This window comes from Rathayibacter sp. AY1A2 (assembly GCF_002930935.1).
GTDB lineage: Bacteria > Actinomycetota > Actinomycetes > Actinomycetales > Microbacteriaceae > Rathayibacter.
Genome location: NZ_PSTP01000012.1, coordinates 40,563 through 58,802, shown reverse-complemented (window position 1 = coordinate 58,802; position 18,240 = coordinate 40,563). Strand labels below are relative to the sequence as shown.

The window sequence follows — 18,240 nt, the reverse complement described above, 5'->3', positions numbered from 1 at the left end:
CGCGCCAGCATCTGACGACCTCCCGTCTCTGACGAGACACCCTGTTTTCCGACAAGGAGAAAACATTGCTCGACGTAACCACTTTCGATGAGCTGCGCATCGGCCTCGCAACGGCCGATGACATCCGTCGCTGGTCGCACGGTGAAGTGAAGAAGCCCGAGACCATCAACTACCGCACCCTGAAGCCCGAGAAGGACGGCCTGTTCGGCGAGCAGATCTTCGGACCCTCTCGCGACTGGGAGTGCTCCTGCGGCAAGTACAAGCGAGTCCGCTTCAAGGGCATCGTCTGCGAGCGCTGCGGCGTCGAGGTCACCAAGTCCTCGGTCCGCCGCGAGCGGATGGGCCACATCGAGCTCGCCGCCCCCGTCACCCACATCTGGTACTTCAAGGGCGTCCCCTCGCGCCTCGGATACCTGCTGGACATGGCGCCGAAGGACCTCGAGAAGGTCATCTACTTCGCGGCGTACATGATCATCGACGTGGACGACGACGGCCGTCACGCCGACATGCCCGGGCTCGAGAACGAGCTCCGGCTCGAGATCAAGACCCTCTCGGACCAGCGCGACTCCCGCATCGCGGACCGCCTGGCGCGCCTGGAGACCGACCTCGCCGCCCTGGAGGCGGAGGGCGCCAAGAGCGACCAGAAGCGCCGCACCAAGGACGGCGCCGAGAAGGAGATGGGCCAGATCCGCAAGTCCTTCGACGAGGACATCGCGCGGCTCGAGAGCGTGTGGGAGCAGTTCCGCACCCTCAAGGTCGGCGACCTCAAGCCCGAGGACGCGGTCTTCAACGAGCTCGTCGACCGGTACGGCGTCTACTTCGAGGCCTACATGGGCGCCGAGGCGATCAAGAAGCGCCTCGAGCAGTTCGACCTCCAGGCCGAGGCCGAGACGCTGCACCTGCAGATCGCCGAGGGCAAGGGTCAGAAGAAGATCCGCGCCATCAAGCGCCTGCGCGTCGTCAACTCGTTCCTCGCCACCGGCAACTCGCCGGCCGCGATGGTCCTCGACGTCGTCCCGGTCATCCCGCCGGAGCTGCGCCCGATGGTGCAGCTCGACGGAGGCCGGTTCGCGACCAGCGACCTGAACGACCTCTACCGTCGCGTGATCAACCGCAACAACCGACTCCGCCGCCTGCTCGACCTCGGTGCCCCCGAGATCATCGTGAACAACGAGAAGCGCATGCTCCAGGAGGCGGTCGACGCCCTCTTCGACAACGGCCGCCGCGGCCGCCCCGTCACCGGAACCGGCAACCGCGCCCTCAAGTCCCTGAGCGACATGCTCAAGGGAAAGCAGGGTCGCTTCCGCCAGAACCTGCTGGGCAAGCGCGTCGACTACTCGGGACGCTCGGTCATCATCGTCGGCCCGCAGCTCAAGCTGCACCAGTGCGGTCTGCCCAAGCAGATGGCGCTGGAGCTGTTCAAGCCGTTCGTGATCAAGCGCCTGATCGACCTGTCGCACGCGCAGAACATCAAGGCCGCCAAGCGCATGGTGGAGCGCTCGCGCCCGCAGGTGTGGGACGTGCTCGAGGAGATCATCCGCGAGCGCCCCGTCCTGCTGAACCGTGCGCCCACGCTGCACCGTCTCGGCATCCAGGCCTTCGAGCCCCAGCTGGTCGAGGGCAAGGCGATCCAGCTGCACCCGCTCGTCTGCGCCGCGTTCAACGCGGACTTCGACGGCGACCAGATGGCCGTCCACCTGCCGCTGTCCGTCGAGGCCCAGGCCGAGGCGCGCATCCTGATGCTCGCGTCGAACAACATCCTCAAGCCCTCGGACGGCCGTCCGGTCACCCTGCCCACGCAGGACATGATCATCGGCCTCCACCACCTGACGACGATCCGCGAGGGCGCCGCCGGCGAGGGCCGCGCGTTCTCCTCCGTCTCGGAGGCGATCCTCGCGAAGGACCAGGGCTCGCTGCACCTGAACTCGAAGGTCAGGATCCGCATGTCGGACGTGTACTTCGCGCAGGGTCAGGCACCCGAGGGCGTCGAGATCGACGAGAACGGCAAGGTCACCGCGCCGGTCCTCCTCGAGACCACGCTCGGCCGCGCCCTCTTCAACGAGGCGCTGCCGGTCGACTACCCCTACTTCGAGCAGGTCGCCGACAAGACGACCATCTCCGGGATCGTCAACGACCTCGCGGAGCGCTACCCGAAGGTGGAGGTCGCCGCCTCCCTCGACCGGATCAAGGACGCCGGCTTCTACTGGGCCACCCGCTCGGGTGTCACCGTGGCGCTGTCCGACATCCTCACGCCTCCGTCGAAGCCCGAGATCATCGCGGGCTACGAGAAGAAGGCCGCGAAGGTCGAGTCCGAGTACGACAAGGGTCTGACCACTCAGGCCGAGCGCCGCCAGGAGCTCGTGAAGATCTGGACCGAGGCGACCGACGAGGTCGCCAAGGCCATGCGCGCGAACTTCCCGACGGACAACACCATCAACCGCATGGTCACCTCCGGTGCCCGCGGCAACTGGCTGCAGGTGCGCAACATCGCCGGCATGCGAGGCCTGGTGAACAACCCGAAGGGCGAGATCATCGCCCGACCGATCATCTCCTCGTACCGCGAGGGCCTGTCGGTCGCCGAGTACTTCATCGCCACGCACGGTGCCCGCAAGGGCCTGGCCGACACCGCGCTCCGCACCGCGGACTCGGGCTACCTGACGCGACGACTCGTCGACGTCTCGCAGGACGTCATCATCCGCGAGGAGGACTGCGGCACCTCGAAGGGCCTCGACCTGCCGATCATGCTCCAGGACGCCACCGGCGCCTGGATCAAGGACTCCAACGTCGAGAACTCCGTCTACGCCCGTTCGCTCGCCACCCCGGCGTCGAACGAGGCCGGCGAGCTCGTCGCCGAGGCCGGCGAGGACGTGGGCGACGTGCTCATCGAGAAGCTGGTCGGAGCGGGCGTGCGCCACATCAAGGTGCGCTCCGTCCTGACCTGCGAGTCCGCCGTCGGCGTCTGCGCGGCCTGCTACGGCCGCTCGCTCGCCACCGGCAAGCTCGTCGACATCGGAGAGGCCGTCGGCATCATCGCGGCCCAGTCGATCGGCGAGCCCGGCACGCAGCTCACGATGCGCACCTTCCACACCGGTGGATCGGCCTCGGCCGACGACATCACGCAGGGTCTTCCCCGCGTGCAGGAGCTCTTCGAGGCCCGCACCCCCAAGGGCGCGTCGCCGATCGCGGAGGCCGCCGGCCGGATCACCATCGAGGACACCGACCGTGCCCGCCGCGTCATCCTCCAGCCGGACAACGGCGACGAGGCGGTCATCTACCCGGTGCTCAAGCGCTCGCAGCTCCTCATCGAGGACGGCCAGCACGTCGAGCTCGGGCAGCAGCTGCACGTCGGAACGGTCGACCCCAAGGAGGTCCTGCGCGTGCTGGGCGTCCGCGAGGTCCAGAAGCACCTGGTGGGCGGCGTCCAGGGCGTCTACCGCTCGCAGGGTGTGCCGATCCACGACAAGCACATCGAGGTCATCGTGCGTCAGATGCTCCGCAAGGTCACCGTGGTCGACCACGGCGACACGGAGCTGCTGCCGGGCGAGCTCGTCGACCGCTCGCGCTACAGCGAGGTCAACCGTGCGGCTCTGACCGAGGGCAAGCGGACCGCGTCCGCCCGCCAGGAGGTCATGGGCATCACCAAGGCCTCGCTCGCGACCGAGTCGTGGCTGTCGGCCGCGTCCTTCCAGGAGACCACCCGCGTCCTGACGCAGGCGGCCATGGAGGGCAAGCGCGACCCGCTGATGGGCCTGAAGGAGAACGTGATCATCGGAAAGCTGATCCCGGCGGGAACCGGTCTGCCCAAGTACCGGAACGTGTCGGTCGAGGCGACCGAGGAGGCGAAGGCCGAGCGGTACCCCAACCGCATCTTCGCCGACGACGCCGCGTTCAGCGACGCCGACCTCTCGTTCGTCGACTTCGACTCGTTCTCGAGCGACGGCTACGAGCCGGGCAACTACAGCTGATCCAGGTGAGCTGAACGATCGAAGGCCCCGTCGGGACACCGGCGGGGCCTTCGTCGTCCCCGGCCCGCGGTCACCCGCACGGGGGGCCGCCCGTTCGCGACGAGCGACCTTCCCCGCAGGAGCGGGGTGATTGACTCGATGCGTGCTCGTCGGGTCGAGCCTGTACCCGTTCCCCGTCCTGGTCGCGGCACGTGAGGAAACGCGCGGATGAGACTCGTGATCGTCGTGCTGGCCGCACTGCTCGTGGTGGTCGGCGTCGTCGTGGTGCCCGCGGAGCGGGCGGAGGCGGCCGAGGCGGTCGCACCCTCGTCCTGCGGCGTCGCGGAGCTGGCTCCCGTGCTCACGGGCGACGACGTCCGGCCGCGCTCCGCCGCCGCCCTGGTCCCCATCGTGATGCTGCACGGCTGGCTGGGCACGGCGACGCACGACGCCGACCGCACAGGGGCCTTCTCCCATCTCGTCGACATGGTGTCGTCGGAGTCGGCGACCGCTCCGCTCCACGCTCCCGAGCCGTCCCTCCTCGGCCGGCTGCAGCAGATCGACGGCGCCGCGGTCTACACCTTCGACTACCGCCGGCTCGCCGCGCGCTGGGTCACCGACCCGGGGATCAGCGACGCGCTCGCCTCCTCGATCGCCTGCCTCGTCTCCGCGACCGGGCACCGCGCCGTCGTCGTCGCGCACTCGATGGGAGGGCTCGCCGCCCGCCAGGCGCTGAGCGGCTCGGTCGACGGGACCGCCGTCGCCTCGATGGTCTCGTCCGTCCTCACCTTCGGCACCCCGAACACGGGATCCGACGTCGCGGAGCGCCTCGGACGAATGGTCGACGACTCCGGCCAGGTCAGCCCCGCGGTGATCGCAGGACTGGACCCGCAGAGCCGGCTGAGCGTCTCGGCGATGCTCGCCTCCTGCGGGGACGCCGTCTCGGAGGACGCCGAGCACGCGGGGGAGTGCACGGGAGTGCCGATGATCGACGCCCTCGCCTCGGCGGCGGGCAAGGGCCTGCGGACGGGATCGACCGAGCTCGGCTCCCTGCCGCCCTGGCCCGCCGGCGTGCACGTGACGGCACTGGTGGGTGACATCCAGGTGACCGCCGCGGTGGCGCTCGGCCTCGCCACCGCGCCGGTCGACCTCGGCGACATCATGGTCGCGACCGGATCGGCGACGGCCGGAGTCGACGACTACGTGGTCTCGACCTGCCGCTACACCTACCTCGCCGCGGCGGACGTGCCGTCCCTCGTCGCCGAGCTCTCGCCGTTCGCGCGGCTCGGCGATGCTCTGCGCTTCGCGAAGCTCGTGGTCGACGTCGACGCGAGCCCGTGCCACCACGCGCGGCTGACCCGGAACGTCGACCTCGTCGAGCACGCCACCGGCGTCGTGTCGGACGTCGTCGCGGGCGAGCTGTCCGCTCCGCACGCCTCTCGAGCGCAGACCGCGGCGAGGGCGCTCCCGGCGGCGGAGGAGTCCCGGAGGCGGTCCTCGTGACCGGTCGGCGGACACCGCCGAGGAGACACCATGTCGCGTCAGTTGACGGACGTCTGTCGGGAAGCATACGGTCGGACCGGCCCATGGGGAGGCCGCCTGGGGGACAGGCAGCGCGGCCCGCGCGGCACCCGAGCCGCATGCGCGGGCCGCGCCCGTCTCCGATCTCCTCTCACGTTCCGCGCTCCCTCCGGGTACGCTCGGCTGGACAGTAGATGTCGGAGGCTCCTCCGTGCATCCCGGCGCCGGAGGCCTGATGAGCGACGACCCCCTCGATGCGGAGGAGCCGGCGCGTCCTCCCCGCCTGACCCGCGAGCAGGTCCGCACCCGCCTGCTGGACGCCGCTCTCGCGGTCGTCCGCGCCGAGGGCCTGCGCGTCGGAGTCGCCCACCTGCCCCTCGAGGACGTCATCCGCTCGGCGGGTGTTCCGCGCAGCACCGTGTACCGGATCTGGCCCACTCGCCAGGCGTTCTACGACGAGCTGATCGCCGCGATCCCGGAGCGGGTCCTCGCCACCCGCCTCGACCAGCCGTCCCTGCGGGCCGGGAACTCCCACCTCCACCGCAGCCTCGACCCCGAGCCGACCCCGGCGCAGCGCCGCGAGGCCCTGATCGCCTCCGTCCGGGTCGCCGTCGATGCGAACGTCGACAACGTCTTCTCGTCGCAGCACTGGCGCAACTTCATCGCTCTCGCCGGCGCGGTGGGCTCGCACGAAGAGCCGGCGCGGACCGCCATCGGATCCGCTCTACGCGCCCGCCAGCTGCACTTCATCGACAACATGGCGAAGTACTACGAGCACACCCTCGCCGAGGCGGGGCTCCGGCTGCGCCCGGACCGCGGCTCCGCCGCTCTCGCCTCCGCCGTCTCGGCCCTGATCGAGGGGCTGTGCATCGCGCGGATCGCGGCACCGGAGCTGGTGACCGGCCCGCTCGACCCGGCCGATCCCGAGGGGCCGTCACTGGCGGTGGTGTCGGTGCTGCTGCTGATCGACGGGTTCACCGAACCGGACGAGTGATCCGGGTCGCGGGGTCCGCTCAGTCCTCCGCGACCGGCTCCAGCATCCCGTCGACGATCGAGCGGATCGTCCAGGCCGCCAGGGTCCACTCGACCGGCTCGCCGTCGAGGCCGGGGGCGGTCACCGGCGCGTCGAGGTCGTCGTCGAGGAGCCGGCCGCGGTGGGCGAGCCCGTCGATCACGATCGCGGTGAGGTGGGCGAGCTGGAGCGTCGTGAATCCCGGGCGCATCGTCCCGCCGAAGACCTGCAGCGTCTCCTCGTAGAAGTCGCGCATCCGGCGCGTGAGCATGCCCTCGATCCGCTTCGCCGTGGCGCGCACGGCGTCGCGTGCAGGCCCCTCCTCCATCGAGAAGGTGCAGGCGAGCAGCGCGTTGTACGACGACCAGTCGGCGGAGCGGCGGAGCGATTCGGCATTGGCCCGCGCGCCGATGCGGATGGTCTCCCAGGCGACCCGGCGGCGGCCGGCGGCCGTGGAGAGCAGATCGGTGGAGCGCTCGTAGACTTCGCGCATCTCCTGCTGGGCCTCGGGATCGGCGCCCTCCGCGTACCGGTCCCGCACGAAGACCTCGCCGACCAGGTCGGCCACGAACTCCTCGCGCGTGCTCCAGATCCGGTAGACGGAGCTGCGCGGCACGCCGGCCAGGCGGATGTACTCCTCCATGGGCAGGTGCGCGAAGCTCACCGTGAGGCCATGGTTCGAGACGACGTCGCGCGCCGTGGCGATCATGCGGCTGCGGACCTGCTCCGCGGGGATCCTCCGGGCCCGCCGGGAGCCCTCTGCGCTGTCGTCCATGGAGAGGGACACTAGCCGGAGACGGTGCCGCGGGTGGTCCTCCACGCGCTCCGTGAGCCGATCCGGAGTGCTCTGGGGCGTCCTCCCACTGAGACGGAATGTCCCATCACGTGCACGACGACGTCGCGGACCGCTACGTTGCAGCCGGGGCGGACCCGAACCTGCCCCTGCTAGGGGACCCCCGTGACCGGATTCGATCGGTTCACGCTGGCCGTCGTCGACGGACCAGCGATCGAGCGTGCCGCGCTGCAGGCGCTGCTCGCGCAGCTTCTGCCGCAGTTCTCGCACGACGAGGAGGGCGTCGACCGCATCGCGGTCCTCGACCTGGACGGCGTGCCCGGCGAGGAGGTGGCCGACGCCCTCGAGCGTGCGGCTACTCGGACCGTCGGCCTCGTCGTGCTCTCCTCCTCCGACTCCCTGGAGCCGGTGCGGGCCGTGCTGCGACGGGAGAGGGCGGCGTACGTCTGGAAGGGCGACGACCCCAGCGAGCTCGCGGCGGCGGTCGTCTCGGTCGCCTCCGGCCGCACCTGGATCTCGGACACCGCCCGCCACCGGCTCGTGCACGGGCGCGAGGAGCGCCGCCCGGTGCTGAGCCCGCAGGAGAGCCGGGTGATGCGCGCCTACGGAGCGGGTGCCGCGGTCCGCACCGTCGCGGTCGACCTCAGCGTCGCCGAGCACACCGTCCGCACCTACATCAAGCGGATCCGCGCCAAGTACCTCGAGACCGGCGTCACTCTCGACTCACGGGTCGACTTCTACCGCCACCTCGGCGACCACGACGTCGCCATCCGCCGCGGCGGAGACCGGGTGCGGGCCGGCGCGCAGCAGGCGGCCGGCGACGTGGTCGGCGAGCGCCGAGCCTGAGGCGAGCAGGATCGCGTTCCCGCCGGTGCGCCCCTCGACGAAGGCCGTCGATCCGACCGCTGCGGTGACCGGGAGCAGCTCCCGGACGACCCCGCGCAGGCGGTCCAGCCTCCGGTGGTCGGCGTCGTCGGCGACGTTGACCGCGAGGAGCCCGTCGGCGCCGACGCGGGCGGCGAGCGGAGCGAGGACGGACGCGCGGTAGAACGGCTCCGGGATCTCGTCCCCGTCGTAGACGTCGAGCACGACGAGGTCGGCGCTCCAGGGCGGCAGGGGCCCTGCGGCGTCGGCCGTGAGGAGTCGGACGCGCGCGCCGCGGGGGAGCGGCGCGTGCTCGAGCACGAACTCCACGAGTCCTGCCGCGCTCTCCACCGCGAGCTGCTCGGAGCCCGGCCGGGTCGCGGCGACGTACCGGGCCAGGGCCAGGGCTCCGGCTCCGAGGTGCAGCACGCGCAGCGGCTCGCCGGGCGGGGCGGCGGCGTCGACCACCGCGCCGAGGCGCGCGAGGTACTCGAGGTGCAGAGCCCGGGGATCGCCCGGATCGATCAGCGACTGCTCCGCGCCGTCGACCGTGAGCAGCAGCGCCTCCGGCCGCACGGGATCCGGCCCCAGCACGGCTGTGCGGCCTCCCGGCAGCAGGAGGGACGGGGGCATCCCGTCACGCTAGCGCTCCTCGCGCGATCCGCCCCGCCGCCGCTACGGTGACAGGCATGGCCGCCCTGATCCTGCTCGACGTCGACGGCGTCCTGAACCCCTCCGTCCGCAGCGATCGCGCCTCGGGCTCGCACCGCCTGGAGCTCGAGCCGGAGCGGGCGGCGCTCGTCGCCCGTCTGGCCGCGGTCGGCACGATCGTGTGGGCCACGACCTGGCCGCCGCGCTTGACGCGGGTCCTCGCCCAGGACCTCGGGCTGCCGGCGGGCACGGAGGCGATCGTCTTCGACGGCGGCCTCCCGCGCGACCCGCGGTTCCCGGGCCGGACGGGCAAGCTCCAGCCCGTCGCGGTGTGGCTGGAGGCGGCCGCCGAGCGCGGCGCGATCGGCGCCGTGGTGTGGATCGACGACAACCTCCGCGAGGACGCCTACGACTGGGCCCGCGAGCAGAGCACCCCCTTCCACCTGGTGCGTCCGGAGTCGGCGACGGGCCTCACGAGCGACGAGGTCGCCGGTGCCGAGCACTTCCTGGCCGGACTCCCGGCGTCACACGGCGACATCCGGGAATAGGGCCGCCCCCTCCACTGGTTATCGTCACTCCGGGCGGTTCCGCCGAGCAGCGGTCCGCCCCGGGACGACCCGTCCCCTCGTCGATCCCCGCGCCGCATCCGGCGCAGCGGGACCGCCACGACTCCGTGATGCACCGAAGGACAACACCGTGACCCTCTCCGCCCGCACCTCCCTGCGCGTCCTGCTCGGCACGACCGCCGCCGCCGCCGCCCTGGTCCTCGCCGGCTGCGCGCCCGCCTCGACCGACGACGTGGTCTCCGGCTCGAGCGGCGAGGGCACCGCCTCCGCGAGCTCCGGCCTGACCCTGGCCGAGGTCGAGGACTCGGGGAAGCTCACCATCGGCACCGAGGGCACCTACCCGCCCTTCTCCTTCCACGCCGACGGCGGGACGGGAGCCCTCACCGGCTACGACGTCGACGTGATCACCGCCGTGGCCGAGAAGCTGGGCGTCGAGCCCGACTTCCAGGAGACGCAGTGGGACGCGATGTTCGCGGGCCTGGACGGAGCGCGCTTCGACGTGATCGCGAACCAGGTCTCGATCAACGACGAGCGCGAGGCGAAGTACGACTTCTCGGAGCCGTACTCGGTCAGCCCCGGCGTCGTGATCGTCCCCTCGAGCGACACCTCGATCACCGACCTCGCCGGCCTCTCCGGCAAGACCACCGCGCAGTCGCTCTCGAGCAACTGGTACACCGTCGCGCAGGAGAACGGCGCCGAGGTCGAGGGCGTCGAGGGCTGGGCGCAGGCCATCGCCCTCGTCGAGCAGGGCCGCGTCGACGCGACCGTGAACGACCGCCTCACCTGGCTCGACTGGTCCACGACCTACCCCGACCAGGCCGCGGGCCTCAAGGTCGCCGTCACCACCGACGACACCTCCGAGAGCGCCTTCACCTTCCCGAAGGGCTCGGACGACCTCGTCGAGGCCGTCGACTCCGCCCTCGACGAGCTGCGCGAGGACGGCACCCTCGCCTCCATCTCCGAGCGCTACTTCGGAGCCGACGTCTCCCAGTAGCCCCACCCCGAGGCGGCTCCTCCCCTTCCGGGAGGGGCCGTCTCGTGCGTGAGCGGCCCCGGCGCGGGGGAGCGGCGGAGCGGCTCAGGCAGCGGGTCCGCCCGCAAGGGCGCCCGCCCCGGCGCGAAGCGTGCCAGCATTCCCCAGGAGGCGGGCACGATCCGCCCCCGACGCCACCACCCGATCGAGCCGACCGCGGATCCTCCCGCGAAGGCGGGAGAACACAATGGACCTCGTCCTCCGGTCGTTCTGGCCGATCCTCTCCGGGGGCATCGTCGGGACGATCCCGCTCGCGCTGGCGAGCTTCGCCATCGGGCTCGTGCTCGCGCTGGCGGTCGCCCTGATGCGGCTCTCGCGGGTGCGGATCCTCTCCTGGATCGCGCGCGCCTACATCTCCGTCATCCGGGGCACGCCGCTCCTGGTGCAGCTGTTCGTGATCTTCTACGGGCTGCCGAGCCTCGGACTGAAGATCGACCCCTGGCCCAGCGCCACCATCGCGTTCGCCCTCAACGTGGGCGGCTACGCGGCGGAGGTGATCCGCGCGGCGATCCTCAGCGTCCCGAAGGGGCAGTGGGAGGCGGCGCACACGATCGGCATGAGCCGCTCGCTCTCGCTGCGGCGCATCATCCTCCCGCAGGCCGCGCGAGTCTCCGTCCCCCCGCTGTCGAACACCTTCATCTCGCTGGTGAAGGACACCTCGCTGGCCTCCCTCATCCTGGTGACCGAGCTCTTCCGGCAGGCGCAGAAGATCGCCACCGCGTCGAGCGAGTTCATGCTCCTCTACCTCGAGGCCGCTCTGATCTACTGGCTCATCTGCCTGGTGCTCTCCAGCGGCCAGGGCCTGCTCGAGAAGCGATTGGACCGCTATGTCGCCCGCTGACACTCCGACCGACGCCCGGCCCGTACTCACGGCCCGCGGCCTCCGCAAGTCGTTCGGCGGGGTGGAGGTGCTGCGCGGCATCGACCTGGAGGTCCATCGCGGCGAGGTCGTCGCCCTGATCGGGCCGTCCGGCTCGGGCAAGACCACCGTCCTGCGCTCGCTGAACAGCCTCGAGGTGCCGGACGGCGGGGTGGTCGAGCTCGCCGACGGCAGCGTCCTCGACTTCGACCGCGGCGTCGGACGGAAGGCGCTGACCGGGCTGCGCGACCACTCCGCGATGGTCTTCCAGCACTTCAACCTCTTCCCGCACCTGACCGTCCTCCAGAACGTGACGGAGGGGCCGCTGCGAGTGCAGCGCCGTCCCGCGTCCGAGGTGGTCCCGGAGGCGGAGCGCCTGCTCGAGCGCGTCGGCCTCGGCGGCCGGGGGAGCGCCTACCCCTTCGAGCTCTCCGGCGGTCAGCAGCAGCGCGTGGGCATCGTCCGGGCGCTCGCGCTGCGGCCCGATCTGCTCCTCTTCGACGAGCCCACCTCGGCGCTGGACCCGGAGCTGGTCGGCGACGTGCTCTCGCTGATGCGGGAGCTGGCGGGGGAGGGCTGGACCATGCTCGTCGTGACGCACGAGCTCGAGTTCGCCCGGCAGGTGGCCTCGGAGGTCGTCTTCATGGCCGACGGCGTGGTCGTCGAGCGGGGCGCCCCTGCGCAGATCCTCCGGGAGCCGCGCGAGCCGCGCACACGGCAGTTCCTGCACCGCCTCCTCCACCCGCTCGAGTAGACGGTCGGCGCTGTCCCCCGTCGACGGGGAGCCGCGCGGCGCACCGGGCGCGGCGGAAGGCGTGCCTATGCTGTCCGGGTGACCTGGAGCAGCGACGCCGAGACCACGCGGATCCCCTCCGCGACCGAGACGTCCGGCGGAACCGGACCCCAGCCGACCCGGGAGTACGTCTGGCCCGAGCCCGTGACGGGCCGGCAGCCGACCGTCGAGCCCGCCGCCCCGGCCGCCGCGGCGTCCGCCCCCAGCGCCCTCGGGCCGGTCGAGGCCGAGCCCGAGCCGGTCCGGCGCTCCGGCAACCGCCTCGCGGGCCTCGCGCTCGCCCTCCTGACGACCGCGGTCTTCGCCGTCCTGTACCTCGTCGCCCTGACGGCGATCCGCCTCCTCGTCGACCGCGTCGGCGGCGACCCGGTCGCCCTCGCGCTCGACGCTGCGCCGACCGCGCTCTTCCTCGCCCCGGTGGCCGCGTTCCTGGTCGGCCTGGCGCTGATCGTGCTGGTCGTGAACCGCGCGGGCTGGTGGGCCTACGTCCTCGGCGGCTTCCTCGTCGCCCTCCTCACGGCCGCGGCCGCGCTGGTCGGCGGCTGGAGCGCCGTCGGACCGCTCGCCCTGCCGATCGACCGCTCCCTCGCGCTCGACTACGTCAGCGATCCCGCCGTCCTCGCGGCGGTCCTCGCCGCCGGCGTCCTCGGCCGGGAGGCGAGCGTCTGGGGCGGCGCCGCGATCGCCGGCCGCGCCCGGGGCGTCAAGCGCCGCAACGTCGAGCGCGAAGCGGCCGCGCAGTCGTGACTCCGGAGGGGCAGGGGCAGGGCCGCGGAGCCGGCCTGGGCTACGGCCTCGCGCTGGCCGGCTTCGCCGCGTTCCTCTACCTCGCCCTGGTCGTCTGCGCGTTCGGGGTCCTCAGCCTCCTGCTGGACCAGGACGTCGTGCCCGAGCGCGACGCCGGCCCGCTGCTGGGGCCGGTGTCGGTGGCGGTCTGCGTCATCGCCGTGCTGGTCGCGATGGTGACCCTCGCCGCCCGTCCCGCCGTCCACCGCGTCCTCGGCCCGTCGCTGCTGACCGGGGTCGTCGTCTACCTGCTCTTCCTCGTCACGGGCGGAGCGCTCTACGGGCTCGGCCGCCAGGAGCCGGGGGAGATCCTCGGCTGGATCCTCGACCACGCCCCCACTGTCTTCGCGATCGCGACCGGCGTGCTCGCGGCCGCCGTCCAGCTCGTGTTCCTCCTGCTCCTGGCCCGTCGCGACGCCGGCGGCCGCAGCCCCCACTGGGGCTGGGAGGGCGACGAGCGGGAGTGACGACGGAGTCCCGGCGCGGCTCAGCGCGGCGCTGCGGCATCTCCCAGGGCGAACGCCGCTCGGTTGACCGGCCCCGTCACTCCCCGTAATATTCTTCGGGTGTGCGCTTTGCCGTGCGCTCGTGTCGTGCCTCCGGGTCGATGCGGTCGCCGCACTTCGCTCCACCGGGTCCGCGAGGATCCGCGGGTTCGTCCGATCGGGCGGCCCCCACGGCATACCCCTCACCCTCCCGGTCCCGCTCGCGGGGCCGCGGGGTGCGTCGGGTCCAGATGAACTCGGCCGTTCCCGGAGACGGGAGGGCCGAATGTCGACCATCGATCCGCTGTCACCGTGCAGCATTCAAGGAGCAAAACCAGTGCCAACGATTCAGCAGTTGGTCCGCAAGGGACGCACGCCGAAGGTCACCAAGACCAAGGCGCCCGCCCTGAAGGCCAACCCCCAGCAGCGCGGCGTCTGCACGCGCGTCTACACGACCACGCCCAAGAAGCCGAACTCGGCCCTCCGCAAGGTGGCCCGCGTGAAGCTCTCCAACGGCACCGAGGTCACCGCCTACATCCCCGGCGAGGGCCACAACCTGCAGGAGCACTCGATGGTGCTCGTGCGCGGCGGTCGCGTCAAGGACCTCCCCGGTGTCCGCTACAAGATCGTTCGCGGCGCCCTGGACACCCAGGCCGTCAAGAACCGCAAGCAGGCTCGCAGCCGGTACGGCGCGAAGATGGAGAAGAAGTAATGCCTCGTAAGGGCCCCGCTCCCAAGCGCCCCGTCGTCGCAGACCCCGTCTACGGCGCCCCCATCGTCAGCCAGCTCGTCAACAAGATCCTCCTGGACGGCAAGAAGGGCCTCGCCGAGCGCATCGTCTACGGTGCCCTCGAGGGCGTCGCCGGCAAGAACGGCCAGGACGCGGTCGTCACCCTCAAGAAGGCGCTCGACAACGTCCGCCCGACCCTCGAGGTCCGCAGCCGCCGCGTCGGCGGCTCGACCTACCAGGTCCCGGTCGAGGTCAAGCCCCACCGCGCCAACACCCTCGCGCTCCGCTGGCTCACCAGCTACGCGAAGGCCCGTCGCGAGAAGACGATGACCGAGCGTCTCATGAACGAGATCCTCGACGCGTCGAACGGTCTGGGCGCCGCTGTCAAGCGTCGCGAGGACACCCACAAGATGGCCGAGTCGAACAAGGCCTTCGCGCACTACCGCTGGTAGCGCACCCCGCGGCCGCCCCCGGGCGACCGCGACCACCGGGCCCGCGGCGTCACCGCTGCGGGCCCGGTCCCGGCGGCGGATCGCCCGATCCCCGCGACCGGGCGACCGCCACCACCAGAATCCCAGCCATTCGGCCATGAACCCGGTGCGCTGGCTCCATCACCTATCGGAGGAACTCCGTGGCACAAGATGTGCTCACCGACCTGAACAAGGTCCGCAACATCGGCATCATGGCCCACATCGATGCCGGCAAGACCACCACCACCGAGCGCATCCTGTTCTACACGGGTATCACGCACAAGATCGGCGAGGTCCACGACGGCGCCGCGACGATGGACTGGATGGCGCAGGAGCAGGAGCGCGGCATCACGATCACGTCCGCCGCGACGACCTGCTTCTGGAACAAGAACCAGATCAACATCATCGACACCCCCGGTCACGTCGACTTCACGGTCGAGGTCGAGCGCTCGCTCCGCGTCCTCGACGGCGCCGTCGCCGTCTTCGACGGCAAGGAGGGCGTCGAGCCCCAGTCCGAGACCGTCTGGCGTCAGGCCGACAAGTACGACGTCCCGCGCATCTGCTTCGTCAACAAGATGGACAAGCTCGGCGCCGACTTCTACTACACGGTCGACACGATCATCAAGCGCCTCGGCGCGAAGCCGCTGGTCATCCAGCTGCCCATCGGCGCGGAGTCCTCCTTCGAGGGCGTCGTCGACCTGGTCGAGATGCGCGCGCTCACCTGGCGCGGCGACTCGAAGGGCGACGTCGCGCTCGGCGCGAAGTACGAGATCGAGGAGATCCCGGCCGACCTCGCCGACAAGGCGGCGGAGTACCGCGAGAAGCTCCTCGAGACCGTCGCGGAGACCTCCGACGAGCTGCTCGAGAAGTACTTCGGCGGCGAGGAGCTCACCGTCGCGGAGATCAAGGGCGCCATCCGCAAGATGACCGTCAACTCCGAGATCTACCCGGTGCTCTGCGGCTCGGCGTTCAAGAACCGCGGCGTCCAGCCGATGCTCGACGCTGTCGTGGACTACCTCCCCTCCCCGCTCGACGTCCCCGCCATCGAGGCGCACGACGTCCGCGACGAGGAGAAGGTCATCATGCGCCACGCGGACTCGACCGAGCCCTTCTCGGCGCTCGCGTTCAAGGTCGCAGTGCACCCGTTCTTCGGCCGCCTGACCTACGTCCGCGTCTACTCGGGCAAGCTCGACTCCGGCGCCCAGGTCATCAACTCGACCAAGGGCAAGAAGGAGCGCATCGGCAAGATCTTCCAGATGCACTCCAACAAGGAGAACCCGGTCGACTCGGTCACCGCCGGCCACATCTACGCCGTCATCGGCCTCAAGGACACCACCACCGGTGACACCCTGAGCGACCCGGCCGCGCAGGTCGTGCTCGAGTCGATGACCTTCCCGGAGCCCGTCATCGAGGTCGCCATCGAGCCCAAGACGAAGGCGGACCAGGAGAAGCTCGGCACCGCGATCCAGAAGCTCGCGGAGGAGGACCCCACCTTCCGCACCGAGCAGAACCAGGAGACCGGTCAGACGGTCATCAAGGGAATGGGCGAGCTGCACCTCGACATCCTGGTCGACCGCATGAAGCGCGAGTTCAACGTCGAGGCCAACGTGGGCAAGCCCCAGGTCGCGTACCGCGAGACGATCCGCCGCACGGTCGAGAAGTACGACTACACCCACAAGAAGCAGACGGGTGGCTCCGGCCAGTTCGCGAAGGTCCAGATCACCATCGAGCCGATGGAGGTCGAGGCCGACAAGACCTACGAGTTCGTCAACGGCGTCACCGGTGGCCGCGTCCCGCGCGAGTACATCCCCTCCGTCGACGCGGGCATCCGCGACGCCATGCAGGTCGGCGTGCTCGCCGGCTACCCCATGGTCGGCGTGAAGGCGACCCTGGTCGACGGAGCGGCGCACGACGTCGACTCCTCCGAGATGGCGTTCAAGATCGCCGGCTCGATCGCGTTCAAGGAGGCCTCGCGCAAGGCGCAGCCGGTCCTCCTCGAGCCGCTCATGGCCGTCGAGGTCCGTACTCCCGAGGAGTACATGGGCGACGTCATCGGCGACATCAACTCGCGTCGCGGGATGATCCAGTCGATGGAGGACGCCACCGGCATCAAGGTCATCCGGGCCAACGTCCCGCTGTCCGAGATGTTCGGCTACATCGGAGACCTGCGCTCGAAGACCTCGGGCCGCGCCGTCTACTCGATGACGTTCGAGACCTACGCCGAGGTCCCCAAGGCCGTGGCCGAGGAGATCGTCCAGAAGAACAAGGGCGAGTAGCTCCGCCCCTGGGCCGTCGCCGTTCCCCGGAACGGCGGCGGCCTGGTAGTGTCGTGCGGGTTTGCTGCCGAGTGCAGCGCGCCCCCTGTCGCAGCGGGACGGCCGCACGACCACTGCCGGTAACATACGTACACAAAACCCCCGCAAGTCCTCCTGTCCTCGTGCCGCCCCGTGCGGCCGCCCGGATGCGGATGCTTGCACCTAAGTCCTGAGGAGGACCCACAGTGGCTAAGGCCAAGTTCGAGCGGACCAAGCCGCACGTCAACATCGGAACCATCGGTCACGTCGACCACGGAAAGACCACGCTCACCGCGGCGATCTCGAAGGTTCTGGCGGACAAGTTCCCGTCCGCGACCAACGTCCAGCGTGACTTCGCGTCGATCGACTCCGCTCCCGAGGAGCGCCAGCGCGGCATCACGATCAACATCTCGCACGTCGAGTACGAGACGCCGAAGCGCCACTACGCGCACGTCGACGCCCCGGGTCACGCCGACTACATCAAGAACATGATCACCGGCGCGGCCCAGATGGACGGCGCGATCCTCGTGGTCGCCGCCACCGACGGCCCGATGGCTCAGACCCGTGAGCACGTCCTCCTCGCCAAGCAGGTCGGCGTCCCCTACCTCCTCGTCGCGCTGAACAAGGCCGACATGGTGGACGACGAGGAGATCCTGGAGCTCGTCGAGCTCGAGGTCCGCGAGCTCCTCTCGTCGCAGGGCTTCCCCGGCGACGACGCCCCCGTGGTGCGCGTCTCCGGCCTCAAGGCCCTCGAGGGCGACGACACCTGGACCCAGTCGATCCTCGACCTGATGGACGCGGTCGACGAGTCCATCCCGGACCCGGTGCGCGACAAGGACAAGCCGTTCCTCATGCCGATCGAGGACGTCTTCACGATCACCGGTCGTGGAACCGTCGTCACCGGCCGTGCGGAGCGTGGAACCCTCGCTCTGAACTCCGAGGTCGAGATCGTCGGCATTCGCCCGACGCAGAAGACCACGGTCACCGGAATCGAGATGTTCCACAAGCAGCTCGACGAGGCCTGGGCCGGCGAGAACTGCGGTCTGCTCCTCCGCGGCACCAAGCGCGAGGACGTCGAGCGCGGCCAGGTCGTCGTCAAGCCGGGTTCGGTCACGCCGCACACGGACTTCGAGGGCACCGCGTACATCCTGTCCAAGGATGAGGGTGGGCGTCACAACCCGTTCTACGCGAACTACCGTCCGCAGTTCTACTTCCGCACCACCGACGTCACCGGCGTCATCACGCTGCCCGAGGGCACCGAGATGGTCATGCCCGGCGACACCACCGACATGACGGTCGCGCTGATCCAGCCGATCGCCATGGAGGAGGGCCTCGGCTTCGCCATCCGTGAGGGTGGACGCACCGTGGGTGCCGGTACGGTCACCAAGATCATCAAGTAGGTCCGTCCTACCGATCTCTCGAGAGGGGTCGTCCGCTTC

15 protein-coding genes are annotated in these 18,240 nt (G+C 70.7%); 14 read left to right on the top strand and 1 reads right to left on the bottom strand.

The features are described from left to right. Positions 1–65: 65 nt before the first annotated feature. The 3 genes from C5B93_RS11290 (at position 66) to C5B93_RS11280 (ending at position 6,459) form a co-directional block, all read left to right on the top strand. A complete protein-coding gene (locus C5B93_RS11290) occupies positions 66–3,965 on the top strand; it encodes a DNA-directed RNA polymerase subunit beta' (protein WP_104224580.1) in 3,900 nt (1,299 codons plus the stop codon). Between the two features lie 207 nt (positions 3,966–4,172). Beyond that, on the top strand, positions 4,173–5,447 hold the full coding sequence (locus C5B93_RS11285; RefSeq protein ID WP_104292492.1) for a triacylglycerol lipase: 1,275 nt from the start codon (positions 4,173–4,175) through the stop codon (positions 5,445–5,447). Positions 5,448–5,700: 253 nt separating this feature from the next. Beyond that, positions 5,701–6,459: a TetR/AcrR family transcriptional regulator gene (locus C5B93_RS11280; RefSeq protein ID WP_104292491.1), complete on the top strand. Its 759-nt coding sequence runs from the start codon at positions 5,701–5,703 to the stop codon at positions 6,457–6,459. A gap of 19 nt (positions 6,460–6,478) precedes the next feature. On the opposite strand, the gene C5B93_RS11275 is transcribed toward C5B93_RS11280, so the two are convergent. Then, positions 6,479–7,252 carry a hypothetical protein gene (locus C5B93_RS11275; RefSeq protein ID WP_146076607.1) on the bottom strand — a complete coding sequence of 258 codons (774 nt, stop codon included), beginning with the start codon at positions 7,250–7,252 and terminating at the stop codon, positions 6,479–6,481. A gap of 183 nt (positions 7,253–7,435) precedes the next feature. On the opposite strand from C5B93_RS11275, the gene C5B93_RS11270 reads away from it, so the two are divergent. The 11 genes from C5B93_RS11270 (at position 7,436) to tuf (ending at position 18,201) form a co-directional block, all read left to right on the top strand. Then, entirely contained in the window at positions 7,436–8,116 is a 681-nt protein-coding gene (locus C5B93_RS11270) for a LuxR C-terminal-related transcriptional regulator (protein WP_104292490.1), read from the top strand. Positions 8,117–8,823: 707 nt separating this feature from the next. Next, positions 8,824–9,333 (top strand): HAD domain-containing protein, encoded by a 510-nt coding sequence (locus C5B93_RS11265; protein WP_104292489.1) that lies wholly within the window; start codon positions 8,824–8,826, stop codon positions 9,331–9,333. A gap of 148 nt (positions 9,334–9,481) precedes the next feature. Beyond that, positions 9,482–10,345 (top strand): amino acid ABC transporter substrate-binding protein, encoded by an 864-nt coding sequence (locus C5B93_RS11260; RefSeq protein WP_374953121.1) that lies wholly within the window; start codon positions 9,482–9,484, stop codon positions 10,343–10,345. Between the two features lie 226 nt (positions 10,346–10,571). Next, a complete protein-coding gene (locus C5B93_RS11255; RefSeq protein WP_104224574.1) occupies positions 10,572–11,225 on the top strand; it encodes an amino acid ABC transporter permease in 654 nt (217 codons plus the stop codon). After that, entirely contained in the window at positions 11,212–11,997 is a 786-nt protein-coding gene (locus tag C5B93_RS11250) for an amino acid ABC transporter ATP-binding protein (protein ID WP_104224573.1), read from the top strand. Before C5B93_RS11255 ends, C5B93_RS11250 begins: the two co-directional genes overlap by 14 nt. 78 nt (positions 11,998–12,075) lie before the next feature. Beyond that, positions 12,076–12,783, top strand: coding sequence for a hypothetical protein (locus C5B93_RS11245; RefSeq protein WP_104292488.1), 708 nt, complete (start codon positions 12,076–12,078; stop codon positions 12,781–12,783). Continuing rightward, positions 12,780–13,289 carry a DUF6121 family protein gene (locus C5B93_RS11240; RefSeq protein ID WP_104267769.1) on the top strand — a complete coding sequence of 170 codons (510 nt, stop codon included), beginning with the start codon at positions 12,780–12,782 and terminating at the stop codon, positions 13,287–13,289. The genes C5B93_RS11245 and C5B93_RS11240 overlap by 4 nt, the downstream gene beginning before the upstream one ends. A gap of 355 nt (positions 13,290–13,644) precedes the next feature. Beyond that, entirely contained in the window at positions 13,645–14,019 is a 375-nt protein-coding gene (gene rpsL / locus C5B93_RS11235) for a 30S ribosomal protein S12 (RefSeq protein WP_011186743.1), read from the top strand. Further along, a complete protein-coding gene (gene rpsG, locus C5B93_RS11230; RefSeq protein WP_068251443.1) occupies positions 14,019–14,489 on the top strand; it encodes a 30S ribosomal protein S7 in 471 nt (156 codons plus the stop codon). The genes rpsL and rpsG overlap by 1 nt, the downstream gene beginning before the upstream one ends. 179 nt (positions 14,490–14,668) lie before the next feature. Next, positions 14,669–16,783, top strand: a complete 2,115-nt coding sequence (fusA, locus tag C5B93_RS11225; protein ID WP_104224571.1) for an elongation factor G — start codon at positions 14,669–14,671, stop codon at positions 16,781–16,783. A gap of 224 nt (positions 16,784–17,007) precedes the next feature. Beyond that, on the top strand, positions 17,008–18,201 hold the full coding sequence (tuf, locus tag C5B93_RS11220) for an elongation factor Tu (RefSeq protein ID WP_104224570.1): 1,194 nt from the start codon (positions 17,008–17,010) through the stop codon (positions 18,199–18,201). The last annotated feature ends 39 nt before the right edge of the window (positions 18,202–18,240 follow it).

Coding starts and splice junctions, on each gene's coding strand:
- C5B93_RS11255 (WP_104224574.1), top strand. CDS start 10,572: ATGGACCTCGTCCTCCGGTCGTTCTGGCCGATCCTCTCCGGGGGCATC.
- C5B93_RS11265 (WP_104292489.1), top strand. CDS start 8,824: ATGGCCGCCCTGATCCTGCTCGACGTCGACGGCGTCCTGAACCCCTCC.
- C5B93_RS11285 (WP_104292492.1), top strand. CDS start 4,173: ATGAGACTCGTGATCGTCGTGCTGGCCGCACTGCTCGTGGTGGTCGGC.
- C5B93_RS11250 (WP_104224573.1), top strand. CDS start 11,212: ATGTCGCCCGCTGACACTCCGACCGACGCCCGGCCCGTACTCACGGCC.
- C5B93_RS11275 (WP_146076607.1), bottom strand. CDS start 7,252: ATGGACGACAGCGCAGAGGGCTCCCGGCGGGCCCGGAGGATCCCCGCG.
- C5B93_RS11280 (WP_104292491.1), top strand. CDS start 5,701: ATGAGCGACGACCCCCTCGATGCGGAGGAGCCGGCGCGTCCTCCCCGC.
- rpsG (WP_068251443.1), top strand. CDS start 14,019: ATGCCTCGTAAGGGCCCCGCTCCCAAGCGCCCCGTCGTCGCAGACCCC.